Annotated in this window: 15 protein-coding genes and 1 other annotated feature; of the genes, 8 read left to right on the top strand and 7 right to left on the bottom strand. The window is 51.5% G+C overall.

Features of this window, described 5'->3' with window-relative positions:
• The first annotated feature begins 12 nt into the window (after positions 1 to 12).
• Entirely contained in the window at positions 13 to 1,275 is a 1,263-nt protein-coding gene (nadR, locus tag N7387_RS05195; protein ID WP_262859019.1) for a multifunctional transcriptional regulator/nicotinamide-nucleotide adenylyltransferase/ribosylnicotinamide kinase NadR, read from the top strand.
• A gap of 332 nt (positions 1,276 to 1,607) precedes the next feature.
• Here the strand turns inward: nadR and N7387_RS05190 are convergent, their stop codons facing one another.
• From N7387_RS05190 to ettA, 3 genes are all read right to left on the bottom strand, one after another.
• Positions 1,608 to 1,862: a Txe/YoeB family addiction module toxin gene (locus N7387_RS05190; RefSeq protein ID WP_143970178.1), complete on the bottom strand. Its 255-nt coding sequence runs from the start codon at positions 1,860 to 1,862 to the stop codon at positions 1,608 to 1,610.
• Positions 1,859 to 2,110 carry a YoeB-YefM toxin-antitoxin system antitoxin YefM gene (gene yefM / locus N7387_RS05185; RefSeq protein ID WP_046894052.1) on the bottom strand — a complete coding sequence of 84 codons (252 nt, stop codon included), beginning with the start codon at positions 2,108 to 2,110 and terminating at the stop codon, positions 1,859 to 1,861. Before yefM ends, N7387_RS05190 begins: the two co-directional genes overlap by 4 nt.
• 138 nt (positions 2,111 to 2,248) lie before the next feature.
• Positions 2,249 to 3,916 (bottom strand): energy-dependent translational throttle protein EttA, encoded by a 1,668-nt coding sequence (gene ettA, locus N7387_RS05180; protein ID WP_262859018.1) that lies wholly within the window; start codon positions 3,914 to 3,916, stop codon positions 2,249 to 2,251.
• 577 nt (positions 3,917 to 4,493) lie between these two features.
• Here ettA and sltY point away from each other — a divergent pair.
• Both sltY and trpR read left to right on the top strand, forming a co-directional pair.
• Positions 4,494 to 6,419, top strand: coding sequence for a murein transglycosylase (sltY, locus tag N7387_RS05175; RefSeq protein WP_279797433.1), 1,926 nt, complete (start codon positions 4,494 to 4,496; stop codon positions 6,417 to 6,419).
• Between the two features lie 110 nt (positions 6,420 to 6,529).
• Complete coding sequence (trpR, locus tag N7387_RS05170; RefSeq protein WP_072872023.1) at positions 6,530 to 6,835, top strand: trp operon repressor; 306 nt, start codon at positions 6,530 to 6,532, stop codon at positions 6,833 to 6,835.
• A 1-nt stretch (position 6,836) separates the two neighbouring features.
• On the opposite strand, the gene N7387_RS05165 is transcribed toward trpR, so the two are convergent.
• The gene (locus N7387_RS05165; protein WP_279797429.1) at positions 6,837 to 7,700 is read right to left on the bottom strand and encodes an AraC family transcriptional regulator; all 864 of its coding nucleotides are present in this window, start codon (positions 7,698 to 7,700) and stop codon (positions 6,837 to 6,839) included.
• 169 nt (positions 7,701 to 7,869) lie between these two features.
• On the opposite strand from N7387_RS05165, the gene N7387_RS05160 reads away from it, so the two are divergent.
• Entirely contained in the window at positions 7,870 to 8,412 is a 543-nt protein-coding gene (locus tag N7387_RS05160) for a GNAT family N-acetyltransferase (protein ID WP_279797427.1), read from the top strand.
• Positions 8,413 to 8,462: 50 nt separating this feature from the next.
• On the opposite strand, the gene yjjX is transcribed toward N7387_RS05160, so the two are convergent.
• Positions 8,463 to 8,999, bottom strand: coding sequence for an inosine/xanthosine triphosphatase (gene yjjX / locus N7387_RS05155; RefSeq protein ID WP_004237108.1), 537 nt, complete (start codon positions 8,997 to 8,999; stop codon positions 8,463 to 8,465).
• Positions 9,000 to 9,188: 189 nt separating this feature from the next.
• Between yjjX and gpmB the strand changes: the two genes are divergently transcribed.
• Positions 9,189 to 9,836 (top strand): 2,3-diphosphoglycerate-dependent phosphoglycerate mutase GpmB, encoded by a 648-nt coding sequence (gpmB, locus tag N7387_RS05150; RefSeq protein ID WP_262859014.1) that lies wholly within the window; start codon positions 9,189 to 9,191, stop codon positions 9,834 to 9,836.
• Positions 9,837 to 9,912: 76 nt separating this feature from the next.
• Here gpmB and robA read toward each other — a convergent pair whose 3' ends face one another.
• On the bottom strand, positions 9,913 to 10,833 hold the full coding sequence (gene robA / locus N7387_RS05145) for an MDR efflux pump AcrAB transcriptional activator RobA (protein WP_279797425.1): 921 nt from the start codon (positions 10,831 to 10,833) through the stop codon (positions 9,913 to 9,915).
• Between the two features lie 210 nt (positions 10,834 to 11,043).
• Here robA and creA point away from each other — a divergent pair, with 210 nt between their 5' ends.
• Positions 11,044 to 11,535, top strand: coding sequence for a protein CreA (gene creA / locus N7387_RS05140; RefSeq protein WP_139294275.1), 492 nt, complete (start codon positions 11,044 to 11,046; stop codon positions 11,533 to 11,535).
• A gap of 79 nt (positions 11,536 to 11,614) precedes the next feature.
• Here creA and arcA read toward each other — a convergent pair whose 3' ends face one another.
• On the bottom strand, positions 11,615 to 12,331 hold the full coding sequence (arcA, locus tag N7387_RS05135; protein WP_004237112.1) for a two-component system response regulator ArcA: 717 nt from the start codon (positions 12,329 to 12,331) through the stop codon (positions 11,615 to 11,617).
• A 615-nt stretch (positions 12,332 to 12,946) separates the two neighbouring features.
• Here arcA and thrL point away from each other — a divergent pair.
• Positions 12,947 to 13,036 (top strand): thr operon leader peptide, encoded by a 90-nt coding sequence (thrL, locus tag N7387_RS05130; RefSeq protein WP_146749693.1) that lies wholly within the window; start codon positions 12,947 to 12,949, stop codon positions 13,034 to 13,036.
• Positions 12,978 to 13,092: a sequence feature (Thr leader region), on the top strand. Its footprint overlaps the gene before it by 59 nt.
• Positions 13,093 to 13,121: 29 nt before the next feature.
• Positions 13,122 to 15,581, top strand: coding sequence for a bifunctional aspartate kinase/homoserine dehydrogenase I (gene thrA, locus N7387_RS05125; protein WP_072872029.1), 2,460 nt, complete (start codon positions 13,122 to 13,124; stop codon positions 15,579 to 15,581).
• Positions 15,582 to 15,583 lie beyond the last annotated feature (2 nt).

Genomic DNA, 15,583 nt, shown 5'->3' with positions numbered 1-15,583 from the left:
GTGAGGCAGAGAATGACCGATTTTTCCTATCTGAAACAAGCCATTAAGCAGGCAGGTGTCACACTCCAGCAACTGGCGGATCAGTGCGGGGTGACCAAAGGGTATCTCAGCCAGCTGATCAACAACAAAATCAAAAGCCCCGGCGGTCAGAAACTGGCCAGTCTGCACAGTGCGCTGGGTCTGGATTATCCGCTGAAGAAAAAGAGCGTCGGAGTGGTGTTCGGCAAGTTTTATCCGCTGCATACCGGGCATATTTACCTGATCCAGCGGGCGTGCAGTCAGGTGGATGAGCTGCATGTGATCCTCTGTCACGATGAACCGCGTGATAAGGCGCTGTTTATCAACAGTTCGATGTCACAGCAGCCGACCGTCAGTGATCGCCTGCGATGGCTTCTGCAAACCTTTAAGTATCAGAAAAATATCCGCATTCACTCATTTGATGAACACGCTTATGATCCGTATCCGCACGGCTGGGAGCACTGGAGTCAGGGCGTGTGTCAGTTTATGCGGGAAAAAGGGATCTCACCGGATTTTATCTATTCAGGCGAAAAAGCGGATGTGCCGCGCTACCGTGAATCGTTCGGCATTGAAACGGTGCTTATCGACCCGGAACGTACCTTTATGAATATCAGCGGACGGCAGATCCGTCAGGCGCCGTTCCGCTACTGGGACTATATCCCGACAGAGGTCAAACCCTTCTTTGTGCGGACGGTAGCGGTGCTCGGCGGGGAGTCCAGCGGCAAATCCACACTTGTCAATAAACTGGCGAATATGTTCAATACCACCAGTGCATGGGAATACGGACGAGATTATGTATTTTCCCATCTGGGCGGTGATGAAATGGCGCTGCAATATTCCGACTATGACAAAATCGCACTGGGGCATGCTCAGTATATTGATTTTGCAGTGAAATATGCCAATAAAGTTGCCTTTGTGGATACCGATTTTGTCACGACCCAGGCATTTTGTAAGCGCTATGAGGGCAAAGAACATCCGTTTGTGCAGGCGCTGATTGCGGAATACCGCTTTGACCTGGTGATCCTGCTGGAAAATAATACACCGTGGGTGGCAGACGGACTGCGCAGCCTCGGCAGTGACAATGACCGCAAAGCGTTTCAGGATCTGCTGATCGATATGCTGCGGGAAAACGGCATTAAGTTTGTCCATGTGACATCGGCAGATTACGATACCCGTTTTCTTGAGTGCGTCGGGCTGGTTCAGCGTCTGCTGATGCTGGATGCCCCTGAAATTCGTGACGGGGATCAGCAAAAATAAAGAATGTTGTGAGAATCGGAAAATAATCGGGTAGTTTCCGTGAGAAATTATTTTTCTCTTCTATACTGAAAGAACAAGGACAACACACAGCGTCCGGCAGAATTCAGGGCAACAAAGGGAGGAACGATGAAGAGTAAAGGATCCCTTTACTGATGGTGTTAACTGATTGATAGTTTGTCAGTTTTAAGTGTTATAAAAGCGGTAAACAGGAAGTAGTTAGTCAGCTTCGGTTGTACCTTAAGTACCAGGTTCAATGTCATACCCGTAACAAAAGACACTCTTTTATCCATCCAACCAAAAAATGCCGCGTGGTCCCTCACTACGCGGCATTTTCAATAATGGTACCGGCAGGCAGCTACCTCAACTCCCTGGTTAGTAACACGGTAAACCAGCCGGTGTTCTTCTGTTATCCGCCGCGACCACCAGCCGGAAAGATTATTTTTCAGTGGTTCCGGTTTTCCGATGCCCGTGAAAGGTGTTCTCTGTGCGGCTTTAATTAGTTCATTGATACGTCTGAGCGTTTTTTTATCTGTATTTTGCCAGTACAGATAGTCTTCCCATGCCTGAGACGAAAACGTCAATGTCATTCATTGATTTCCTTTTTGAGCCCCTTTCCGGCATTTAATTCATCAATGGAATCCATTAAACGCCGTGCGTTATTCGGCGAACGCATCAGATAGGCGGTCTCTTCCAGAGACTGATATTCATCAAGTGATAATAATACGCATGCAGTACCTTTCTGCCGTGTGATTAAAATAGGGATACGGTCATCCACTGTTTCATTCATCGCAGCGGTGAGATTTTGGCGTACTTCACTGTATGTTAATGTTTTCATATTGATTCCTCATGTACGAATTCTGTACAGGAAGAGTATAGCTTACCGGCCTTTCAGGTACAAGTTATTGTACAATGTGTGCGGAGGTACAAAAAATGCCGCGTAATTTTCACCACGCGGCATTTTCCGTTATATGACCTATTTGGTCATACGTTTGTACTTGATGCGGTGTGGCTCCAGTGCGGCCTCGCCGAGAGTCCGTTTCTTGTAATCTTCATATTCACTGAAGTTACCTTCGAAGAACTCCACTTTGCCCTCATCCTGATAGTCGATGATATGGGTGGCGATACGGTCAAGGAACCAGCGGTCATGGGAAATGACCATGGCGCAGCCCGGGAATTCCAGCAGGGCGTTTTCCAGTGCGCGCAGAGTTTCGATATCCAGGTCGTTGGTCGGTTCATCGAGCAGCAGCATGTTGCCGCCGACCTGCAGCAGTTTCGCCAGATGCAGACGACCGCGCTCACCACCGGATAACTCACCGACACGTTTGCCCTGGTCAACGCCTTTGAAGTTAAAGCGTCCGACATAAGCACGGCTCGGGATCTCAGTGGTGCCGATACGCATGATATCCTGCCCGCCGGACACTTCTTCCCAGACGGTTTTCTTATCATCCATGGCATCACGGAACTGATCAACAGACGCGATAGTCACGGTATCACCGAGAGTGATAGTACCGGAATCCGGCTGTTCTTTGCCGCTGATCATGCGGAACAGGGTGGATTTACCCGCACCGTTCGGCCCGATAATCCCGACAATCGCCCCTTTCGGCAGGGAGAAACTCAGGTTATCGATCAGGGTGCGGCCATCGTAGGATTTGGTCAGGTTTTCCACTTCCAGTACTTTGTCACCCAGACGCGGACCAGGCGGAATAAAGAGTTCGTTGGTCTCGTTACGTTTCTGGTACTCGACGCTGTTCAGTTCCTCAAAGCGGGCCAGACGGGCTTTGCCTTTGGACTGACGGCCTTTCGGATTCTGACGGATCCACTCCAGCTCTTTCTCGATAGACTTGCGGCGGGCCGCTTCAGAAGAGGCTTCCTGTGCCAGACGGGCATCTTTCTGCTCCAGCCAGCTGGAGTAGTTCCCTTCCCACGGAATACCTTCACCGCGGTCAAGTTCGAGGATCCAGCCGGCGACGTTATCAAGGAAGTAACGGTCATGGGTGATCGCCACAACGGTGCCCTCGTAGTCGTGCAGGAAGCGTTCCAGCCAGGCGACCGATTCCGCATCCAGGTGGTTGGTCGGTTCGTCGAGCAGCAGCATATCCGGTTTTTCCAGCAGCAGGCGGCAGATAGCCACACGGCGGCGCTCACCTCCGGACAGATTACCGATTTTGGCATCCCAGGCCGGTAAACGCAGGGCATCTGCCGCACGTTCCAGCTGGTTATCCAGGTTATGACCGTCATGAGACTGGATAATCGCTTCCAGTTCACCCTGCTCTTTGGCGAGTTTGTCAAAATCCGCATCCGGATCGGCGTACAGCGCGTACACTTCATCCAGACGGGTCAGGGCTTGTTTTACTTCAGCAACGGCTTCTTCAACCGCTTCACGGACAGTGTGTTCCGGATTCAGTTTCGGTTCCTGCGGCAGATAGCCGATGTTCAGGCCGGGCTGCGGACGTGCTTCACCCTCAATGTCGGTATCCACACCAGCCATGATGCGCAGCAGGGTTGATTTACCGGCACCATTCAGGCCGAGAACACCGATTTTGGCGCCCGGGAAGAAACTCAGAGAGATATTTTTCAGTATATGACGCTTCGGCGGCACAATTTTGCCGACACGGTGCATCGAATAAACGTATTGAGCCAATGTAGTATACCTTTTGAAAAATAAGAAAATTATTTAACAACTTTTCGTTTATGGGGCATCTGAGTGGCATTATGACTGAGTTTTTCGTTTAGTTAAAGTGACTCCGGCTGCGGGATACGCCGGCGGCAGATATTCCCGTCCGGAAAAAGCAGCGGACACCCGATCGTCGTTGTATTATCCGGGGGTATTTACCCGGTTTAAAAAAAAAGACGACCGGAGTCGTCTGAAATACATTCACTACTTATAGAGTTATTGGTAGTGTTCAAAATCCCGTTTACGGCGGTAACCGGGATCCTGAGTTGTTATCATTTTAATTTTGAATTAAATTTTACTATATAGTAAAAATGTCAGCAATGCCAGATGATATCACTATGAAATAGTGGATAAACCATCATTTACGGCAAAGGGAATACACAATAAGAATAATCAGACATATATTCTGAATAATCCGATTTTGGGTATCGGGTTATCCGGCACCACAGTATGATTTGTGTCTGCATGACAGGGCACTTACACTGTGCATCAGGGTCTGAGGTATTGTGCAGATAAACGGGAATTTAGGAGACTGGAGCAGATCATGAGGAAATGTATATGGCCGGGCGTGGCAGCCCTCAGCATGCTGATGTTTTCAGCACTGGCGTCAGCGGATTCACTGAGTGAGCAGCGTCAGCGCTATCAGGATGTCAAATCTGCCCGGGATGCCAATAATATGGCGGAAGTGGAACGCCTGATGCCGTCACTGCGGGACTATCCGCTCTATCCTTATCTGGAATACCGTGAATTGACACAGGACATGAGCCTGCTGACAGCCGGTCAGGTGAAACACTTTACGGATACCCATCCGAACCTGCCGTCAGCGGCAAGCCTGAAAAATAAATTTATCAGTGAACTGGCCAAACGTAATGACTGGGCTGGGCTGGTCAGCTACAGCACCACTGTACCAAAACCGGTCAGTGCGAAGTGCGACTATTATTATGCCAACTGGCAGACCGGAAACCGTCAGGTGGCACTGGACGGAGCGAAATCTGTCTGGCTGGCGGGAAATTCTCTGCCGTCCTCCTGCGATAAGTTATTTGATGTCTGGGATCAGTCCGGCGGACTGACACCGGAGCGCGTTCTTGAACGTATCAGCCTGGCACTGAAAAACGGCAATTCCTCTCTGGTCAGTTATCTGGCAAAACGCCTGCCCGCTTCTTATCAGACTATCAGCAATGGCCTGATTAATTTACAGAAAAATCCGGCATCGGTGGTGACATTTGCCCAACTGAGCCCGACGGATTTCACCCGCCAGGCCACGATTTCTGCTTTCTCCGCCTATGCCCGCAAATCACCGGATGCGGCGCGGGCTGATCTGAACAGTGTGGCGCGGGCCCAGAAAATGAATGACAGCGAGCGTCAGCAACTGAAAGACGCCGTTGCGTGGCAATATATGGGGAGTGACGTGACAGATGAACAGGCGGCCTGGCGTGATGAGGTGATTCAGGAAACCGATTCTGTCACTCTGCGCGAGCGCCGTGTGCGTCTGGCGCTGAGTAACGCTGATGACCGTGATCTGGATCGCTGGCTGACCCGGTTACCGGCGGACGCTCAGCAGAAAGAGGAATGGCAGTACTGGCGCGCCGTATTGCTGGAAAAAGGCGGCAATAAAGCGGCAGCAGATGCCATTCTGGAAAAAATCACTCAGGGTCGCGGGTTCTATCCGATGGTGGCGGCACAGCGTCTGGGTAAACCGTATATCATGATGATTAATGCGGCGGATAAACCGGACAACAGCATCAGCAATCTGCCGGAAATTCAGCGTATCCGTGAGCTGCTGTACTGGCAGATGGAAGGGCTGGCCCGTACCGAGTGGCTGAATCTGGTGGACAGCCAGACACCGGCACGTAAAGCACAGCTGGCGCGTTATGCGCTGGAACAGGGCTGGGCGGATCTGAGTGTGCAGGCGACGATCAACGGCAAGCTGTGGAACCATCTGGAAGAGCGCTTCCCGCTGGCCTGGCAGAATGAGTTTGATGAGTTCACGCAGAATAAAAATATCAGCAAAAGCTATGCGATGGCGATAGCCCGTCAGGAAAGTGCCTGGAACCCGCAGGCGCGTTCACCGGTCGGCGCGACCGGGCTGATGCAGCTGATGCCGGCAACCGCAACCCAGACTGTCCGCGATAACGGTATTACGGATTACAGCAATACTGCGCAGTTGGTTAATCCGCGTAAAAATATTGAGATAGGCACCGCGTATCTCAACGGCGTGTATAACCAGTTCGGCCAGAACCGGATCCTGGCGAGTGCCGCGTATAATGCAGGCCCGAACCGGGTGACCCGCTGGCTGAGCAACAGCGGCGGACGGCTCGATGCGGTTGCCTTTGTGGAAACAATTCCGTTTGCAGAAACCCGGGGTTATGTGAAGAATGTGCTGGCGTTTGATGTCTTTTATCAGAACTTCCTGAAGGGGCAGCGCCCGGCAGATGTGCTGACACCTTCCGAACAATCAATGCGTTACTGATCCTTCCCATCCGGCCCGGTTCAGCAGAAGACAGCTGCACCGGGCTTGTGTTATCCTAGGTGTACTAGTTAACGGGTACTTTTTGTACTCCCGATCCTATGGGGTGACACATGACGACAGACCAACTTCAGGACAGCGACTGGCAGCGCTTTGTCAGCCTGCTGCGCAATGCCTATTCACAGGATATTGAATCCCACCTTTTTCAGCTGCTTTTTACCCCGGATGAGCGCACAGCGCTGGGCACACGTGTGCGGATCGTCGAGGAACTGCTGCGCGGTAAGATGAGTCAGCGTGAGCTGAAAAGTGAGCTGGGGGTCGGCATTGCGACCATCACCCGCGGCTCCAACAGCCTGAAATATGCTCCGGAAGAGGTGAAAGCCTGGCTGGAGCAGGAACTCCTCAGCAGCAAAAAATAACTCAGCGGTTCTGCCGCCGGTACGTTGTCAGGGAAATGCCGGTCTCCCGTCTGAAATAGCGGCACAGGTAGGACGGATCATCAAAGTGCAGTTTGTCTGCGATTTGCTCCACTGACAGCGTGCTGTAACGCAGGAGTGTCTTGATTTCAGGGATAACCCGGCGGTTGATCAGTGACTTGGGTGAATGATTGAAAAACGTTCCGGTCAGCTGTGACAGATAAAACGGCGTAATATTTAACTGCCGCGCATAGTACTGCACATCCCTGTATTCCCGGCTGTGGCGGCAGATAAGTTCCCAGAACCGCCAGCACAGCGTCTCTTTCCGGCTGTATTTTTGTGTGGTTGCCGGGGCATCCGGCGGCATTCTTTCCGCTATCCGCAAAAACAGATTCTGTAAATGATTACGCTGCATAATATGCCGGTAAACCGGGCTGTTGCGGGTGATATCCTGCATTTGTGCCAGCCACATTGTCAGCAGCGGTTTTTCCTCCGGCAGCGGGATGCAGCGGGGATATTCATGCAGAAACAGAAACAGCGGATTCGGCAGGACATAAGCGATTTCGGCAGAGAAGGAGGCCGGGATCAGGCAAAAAAACACACGGAATCCCCGCGAGCGCCTTTTCAGCAGTGCGATCGTATCTTCCGCCAGCACCAGAATATCCCCTGCCCGCACAGCCTGAGATTTAAAATTCAGCGTCATATGCGCGTATCCCGCCCGGCAGATCATCAGGGTGAGATACGCATTTCCGAAGGTCAGCGGTACGCCGTTGTGATCGGCCAGTGTGCTTTCCCCTGTCAGCAATGTGTCTGTTTCTTCCGTCAGCACCGGAATCTGGTCTGTCAGTGTAATATCGTGAGTTGCCATTTTTGCCATCCAAAAGCAGATATCAGAGGAAATTTATCACAATAGTTTTCAAAAGTACCGAAAGTGCGGAGGTTTGTTGCTTACCGCCGGTCTGACGTCAGGCTACACTTCCCGTCATCACAGAGAGAGCCGCTGAGGCTGAATGTATAACTGAAGTAAGGTAAGCCGTATGACATTAGAAACAGAACGTATGATTTTGCGCCCGTGGGCAGAAACCGATGCCGCCGATTTATATGACGTGGCGAAAGATGACCGCGTCGGCCCGATAGCCGGCTGGCCGCCGCACAGCTGCGTTGCGGAAAGTGCGGATATTATCCGCACCGTCTTTAACCTTGATGAGGTTTATGCCACGGAACTGAAAGCGAGCGGACGGGCGGTGGGATGCATCGGGATTCTGATCGGTGAAAACAGCAACTTTGATATCAGTCAGCGGGAAGGGGAGATCGCCTACTGGATTGGTGTGCCGTATTGGGGACAGGGGCTGATCTCGGAAGCGGTCAGAGAGGTGATGCGCCATGCATTTGAAACCCTGGAGCTGGATGCACTGTGGTGCGGCTATTTTGAAAACAATGAGCAGTCACACCGCGCTCAGGCTAAGTGCGGGTTCCGTCATCATCATACCGAAGAGAACAAATTCAATCCGTTCCTGAATGATTACCGGACTGAACATATCAGCCGCATTACGCGGGAAGAGTGGCTGGCACAGCCGTAATGGTGCCGGGAAGGTCGCCGGGCCGGTAATTACCGGTCCGGTTTTTCAGATCAGGATTCTTTGGTGTTCAGGGACTTATAAATTTCGTGCTGGATAGGCACCAGCGCCAGGATAATCGCCTGCTCATAGACACTGGTCCGGGTCAGCGCGCCACCGGTGAAGAAACCGATCGCCCCGCCTTTTTGTTTGATATCTTCGACCCCGGTCAGGTCAGCCATTTCATCACCCAGCTCACGGCCTTCACGGATCCCCGCAAGAATTTTTTCCGGCAGCATCAGACTGGCGGAACGGGATTCCCCGCGCAGCTGGCGGTGCTCGATAACAATCCAGGCAAAGGTCATATCGCCTTCAATACCTGCCTCAACACCAACCCAGAAATCGGCTTCCGGTCTGACCTGACGGGCGGCATTGACGCGCTGGCGGGCGCCGGTACGGGTCTCGGTGTTCCCGATAGGCTGCTGCGGCACACTGCTGTCCACATTCACATCTTCAATATCAAAATTGCCGTTACCCAGTACCACTTCAAAAGCGGAACGGATAGCCTGAATTTTAGCCGGATTAGTCGTTGCTGCGATAATATGAAACATGATAATTAAACTATCCACGTAATTATGTTTGCCGCAGTATAGCGAATATTGACGGCTTTCCGCAGATTTTTTTAGACGGTGCCGTGTGGTGAAAGCGTTTCAGGGATAAAGCGTGATCCCAGGAATGTTTTTACGGTATGGTAGCGGGGTAATCAGACTTTCACACAGTAAAAACAGAGATTGATAGTTATGTCACAGGTATTTCTTGTCCGTCACGGTGAAACTGAATGGAACGTTCAGCGCCGTATCCAGGGTCATTCTGACAGCCCGTTAACACAAAATGGTATCGATCAGGCGAAGCAGGTTGCTGCGCGTCTGAAAAATGAAGGGATCACCCATATTATTGCCAGTGATCTGGGCCGCACACAGCAGACCGCGAAACTGATCGCAGAAGCCTGCGGTTGTGAGATTATTGCGGATCCGCGTCTGCGTGAGCTCAATATGGGCGTGCTGGAAAAGCGTCAGATCCATACCCTGACCGAAGAAGAAGAGGGCTGGCGTAAAAGCCTGCTTAACGGCGCGAAAGACGGGCGGATCCCGGAAGGGGAATCGCTCGCGGAGCTGGAAAGCCGTATGCGGGCGGCGCTGGAAAGCACTCTGGATCTGCCGGAGGGCAGCAAAGTCCTGCTGGTCAGTCACGGTATTGCGCTGGGATGCCTGATTGGCTCTGTGCTGGGGCTGCCTGCGTATGCGGAACGCCGTCTGCGTCTGCGTAACTGTTCGTTATCCGTACTGGAGTATCAGGAAAGCCCGTGGCTGGCGGATGGCTGGGTGGTTGAGACGGCCGGTGACACCACACATCTGAGTCTTCCGGCGCTGGATGAAGTACAGCGCTGAGTAAAACGGTAAATCAGACACCGCCCGGGTGAACAAGACACCACCACCGGCGGCGGTGTTTGTTCTGCGGCAGTGATTACTGCGGATCGCGTCTGACAGGAATGTAGTACTTAAATTCCTCAATATGACGGCGCGGATCGGTATCATCCACATCAGCCACATCCGGATACCGGATATCGGCACCTTTCTTCAGCTTATACCGCTCAATATCATAACCGCGGCGGCGGGTGATCCCCAGGCGCGGCACACACTGACCATAAATGGTGAACAGGAAATCCTGTATGGCGCTGCGGTAAGGAATACCACTGAAGGTAAAGCAGAGATATTCCCCGCCCGGCATCTCCATTTCGCGGACATTTTCCTCAGTTGTGAAGGCGGCAAATTCACTTGCAACGGCGGTGGTATATGTCACCGTCTGCTCATCTTCTTTATCCGGATTGCGGGTGGTGCGGTACAGCCCGTACACATAATCCGGAATGATTTTCGCCACGGAAACATGATGCAGCCAGAACTCCTGACGCATATGGGTACAAGCGGTAGCCCAGTCTTCCAGACGGTGGGAACAGCTGTGCTCAATTCCGGTAACGGCAAGCGGCGGCAGTGTGACAAACTCATGTTCCGGCATCGGGGTATCATCGAGAAGAATCGCGGAACAAATTCCGTCAGAGCACCAATCATCAAGACGGCGGTACAGTGCCGGTGTTTTATTAAACTGTTTCTTGAATGCGCGGGTAAAGGTTTGCTGAGAATCGAAACGATACTGTAAGGCGATATCTAAAATAGGACGGGCAGTCAGCCGCAGTGCAATGGCTGCGCGTGATAAACGGCGGGCGCGGATGTAAGCGCCGATGGCTTCACCGGTAACGTCCTTGAACATACGTTGTAAATGCCACTTGGAGTAGCCTGCCTTCGCAGCGACGTTATCGAGGGAAAGTGGCTGATCTAAATGCTCATCTAACCAACGGAGTAAATCGCGAATGATGCTGGTCTGATCCATACATCTCCCTTATTGGATTGATGAAGTTCTGAAAGAGATATAACGAATTTATATTCTAACCTGAGTGATTATCAACAAGATAATCATTTATCAATTATTACTTTTGGCCGGAAAAATGTTTTAAGAACAGGGCGACTGTCATAAACTGGTAAGATGGATTATCTTTAAAATCATACAATTTTCAAATGGTTTTCTTGGGCTATTAATATTATGAATCAGACTCACCGGTCTATACTGGGAATTATCACAGCTATTTCATTGAGTTCGTTATCCTTTTTGAGCCATGCTGAAGAAATCGGCTCTGTGGACACCGTATTCAAAATTCTGGGGCCGGATCACAAGATTGTGGTGGAAGCCTTTGATGATCCGGATGTGGAAAATATTACCTGCTACCTGAGCCGGGCAAAAACCGGCGGGATAAAAGGCGGGCTGGGTCTGGCGGAGGATACCTCTGATGCCGCGATTTCCTGTCAGCAGGTCGGGCCGGTTACAGTCAGTGATAAAGTGAAAAAAGGCCGTAAAGATAAAGGCCAGGTGGTGTTCCAGAAACGGACATCCATGGTATTCAAAAAGTTACAAGTGGTTCGTTTCTATGATGAGAAACGTCATGCGCTGATTTATCTGACTTATTCAGACAAAGTGGTCGATGGCTCGCCGAAGAATGCGCTGAGTGCGGTGCCGATTATACCGTGGAACAAATAACCGGATAATAGCAACAACAAATCCCCGGTGGTGCTCGGCATCACCGGGGATTTCGTATATACGTTACCGCAGCGGAAGATTACTCTTCGAGGTCGCCGCAGAACCGGTAACCTTCGCCGTGAATGGTGGCGATGATTTCCGGCGTATCCGGTGTGGACTCGAAATGCTTACGGATACGGCGGATGGTGACATCCACGGTACGGTCATGCGGTTTCAGTTCACGGCCGGTCATTTTCTTGAGCAGTTCAGCACGGGTCTGAATTTTGCCCGGATTCTCACAGAAGTGCAGCATTGCACGGAACTCACTGCGCGGCAGCTTGTACTGTTCGCCGGTTGGTCCGATTAATGAGCGGCTGTTGATATCCAGTTCCCAGCCGTTGAACTTGTAACTTTCCACACTGCGGCGCTCTTCGCTGCCACCGGCCAGATTCATGGTCCGTGACAGTAAGTTGCGTGCGCGGATAGTCAGTTCACGCGGGTTAAACGGCTTGGTGATGTAGTCATCAGCACCGATTTCCAGACCGAGGATTTTATCCACTTCATTATCACGGCCGGTTAAGAACATCAGTGCCACGTTTGCCTGTTCGCGGAGCTCACGCGCCAGCAACAGACCATTTTTTCCCGGGAGGTTGATGTCCATGATAACCAAATTGATATCATGGTCTGACAGCACATTGTGCATCTCTGCACCATCAGTGGCTTCATGTACCACGTAACCCTCTGCTTCGAAAATACTTTTCAGGGTGTTACGGGTGACGATCTCATCTTCAACAATTAAAATATGCGGGGTTTGCATAGTCGCTACCTAAATTACTTAGAATAATAAGAAATCTGATTATCTGCCTGTGTAACCTGTGCCGGTATCGTTGTGGTTATGTCCGGCACATCACCACAGACAGAAAAAAATCTTGTTCAGACCGCATTTTAACAATCACTCAACTCAGAACGTAAGGAATTGAAACGATTCGTACCAATATTAGTCTATTAACACCAATATAACAGCAACCCAATCATTTACCATCCGGAAATCTAACCTTTGTTGATACATATCAAAATCAATTGTAGCACGTTAACACAATTTTCAATTGTTAATTGCCGGTTTTAATGATTGTCAAATAAATAGAAATACAATGTTAAGCATTATATCTGACTTGTCTGATTATTGTACATTTTTCTGCCGGGTAAACAGCGAAAAACGCAACCTGTATGATAAAAGTGAAAAAATACAGAAACTCCTGGTTCTGTAAAATTAAATGCCGGTTGATGATATGATAACGGCGTTAATTTGCCGTAATTTCTTTTTATACTGATATGTGATCAGATTCAAATTGTCTGATTCTGCGGGCAAATCTGAAGAATAATTTGACATCAACCTGCCTTTCCTTTAACCGTAATAGGGTTAACCAGACAAATGACAGACAGGAACCCCATGCGTAATCACAGCCTGACCATGATTATTATTACCACCACCACCACCATTACCACCGGCGGTGCGGGCTGACGCATATCTGAAATCACGAAAAAAGCCCGCACAATGACTGTGCGGGCTTTTTTTTTGGACTAAAAACGGCAGGAGCAGGTGACACATGCGTGTACTTAAATTTGGCGGCACATCCGTGGCAAACGCGGATCGTATACTGAACATCGCAGGAATCGCGGAGAAAAAACTCGCACAGGGACAGCTCGCCATGGTGCTTTCCGCACCGGCGAAAATCACTAATTACTTAGTGGCGATGGTGGAGCAGACCGTCAGCGGGCAGGAAGCAAACACCCTGGTACACGATGCCGCCGCGATTCTCGGGGCGATTCTGGACGGGCTGCGCGATGCGGTGCCGGGCTTTGAATATGACCGGCTGAAGCATGAAACAGAGCAGGAAATCAGCCGGATCCGTCGGGTACTGCACGGCGTGTCACTGCTGGGACAGTGTCCGGACGGCATCAATGCCAATATGATCAGCTGCGGTGAGCGTTTTTCTATCGCCGTGATGGCATCACTGCTGAAAGCCCGCGGCCATAAAGTGACGGTGATTGACCCGGTGGCCAATCTGCTGGCGGTCGGTGGTTATCTCGAATCCACTGTTGATATTAATGAATCAACAAAACGCATTGCGGCGCTGAATATTCCGTCTGACCACATCATTCTGATGGCGGGATTTACCGCCGGTAATGAAAACGGCGAGCTGGTGGTGCTGGGACGTAACGGCTCTGATTATTCCGCGGCGGTACTGGCGGCGTGTCTGCGAGCCTCCTGCTGTGAAATCTGGACTGATGTGGACGGCGTGTATACCTGTGACCCGCGTTTTGTCCCGGATGCCCGTCTGCTGAAAGGCATGTCGTATCAGGAGGCGATGGAGCTTTCCTATTTCGGGGCAAAAGTCCTGCATCCGCGTACTATTGCGCCGATTGCCCAGTTCCAGATCCCGTGCCTGATTAAAAATACTCTCAATCCGGACGCGCCGGGCACACTGATCGGCGATGGCCAGCGTGATGACAGCCTGCCGGTGAAAGGGATCACCAATCTGAATAACATGGCGATGTTCAACGTCTCCGGCCCGGGCATGAAAGGGATGGTCGGGATGGCGGCGCGGGTGTTTACGGTGATGTCCCGCCGTAATATTTCTATCGTGCTGATTACTCAGTCTTCTTCCGAATACAGCATCAGTTTTTGTGTGGCGCAGAAAGACAAAGCGCGTACTCAGCAGGCGCTGGAAGAGGAGTTCTATCTGGAGCTGAAAGAGGGTGTGCTCGACCCGCTGGATGTGCTGGATAATCTGGCGATTGTCTCCGTGGTCGGGGACGGCATGCGGACACTCAAAGGGATTTCCGCACGGTTCTTCTCGGCTCTGACCCGCGCCAACATCAATATCATTGCGATCGCGCAGGGCTCATCCGAGCGTTCCATTTCTGCGGTGGTGGATAATGACCTCGCGGCGGCCGGTGTGCGCCTGTGTCACCAGATGCTGTTTAACACTGACCGCATTGTGGAGGTGTTTGTGGTGGGTACCGGCGGGGTCGGCAGTGCGCTGCTGGAGCAGATCCGCCGCCAGCAGGCGTGGCTGAAAGCCCGGAGTATCGACCTGCGTGTGTGCGGTATCGCCAACTCAAAAGCGATGCTGACCAATATGCGCGGCATTGATTTACAGGACTGGCGTCAGTCGCTGGCGCAGGCCAAAGAGCCGTTCAGCCTCAGCCGTCTGATCCGCCTGGAAAAAGAATATCACTTCCTCAACCCGGTGATTGTGGACTGTACATCGAATGAGGAAATCGCCCTGCAATATGCGGATTTTCTGAAAGACGGTTTCAACGTGGTAACGCCGAATAAAAAAGCCAACACTCTGTCGATGGATTACTACCATGAATTGCGCAGTGCGGCGGCGGCATCAAAACGTCAGTTCCGTTATGACACCAACGTCGGTGCCGGGCTGCCGGTGATCGAAAACCTGCAAAACCTGCTCAATGCGGGGGATGAGCTGGTTCAGTTCAGCGGTATTCTGTCCGGTTCGCTCTCCTTTATTTTCGGTATGCTGGATGAAGGGATGTCGTTGTCTGAGGCAACGGCTGCAGCGAAAGCCAAGGGCTTTACCGAGCCGGATCCGCGTGATGATCTCTCCGGGATGGATGTGGCGCGTAAGCTGCTGATCCTGGCCCGTGAAGCCGGGCTCTCCCTTGAATTAGCGGATATTGAGGTGGATTCCGTGCTGCCGCCGGACTTCGATGCTTCCGGTGATGTGAATACCTTTATGGCGAATCTGCCGTCACTGGATGCGGCCTTTGCCGCGCGTGTGGCGAAAGCCGCAGAAGCAGGCCGCGTTTTGCGTTATGTTGGCATTATCGATCACGGCCGCTGTCAGGTGAAAATCACTGAGGCAGACGGTAACGATCCGCTGTATAAAGTGAAAAACGGCGAGAACGCCCTGGCGTTTTATACCCGCTACTATCAGCCTATCCCGCTGGTACTGCGCGGTTACGGCGCGGGGAATGATGTGACAGCGGCAGGGGTGTTTGCGGATGTGCTGCGGACAATGTCATGGAAACTGGGAGTGTAAAA

It is taken from the genome of Morganella sp. GD04133 (assembly GCF_029835375.1).
In the GTDB taxonomy this organism is placed as follows: Bacteria; Pseudomonadota; Gammaproteobacteria; order Enterobacterales; family Enterobacteriaceae; genus Morganella; species Morganella morganii_B.
Note: the sequence above shows the minus strand (reverse complement) of the source record. Positions and strands in the feature narration are given on the sequence as shown.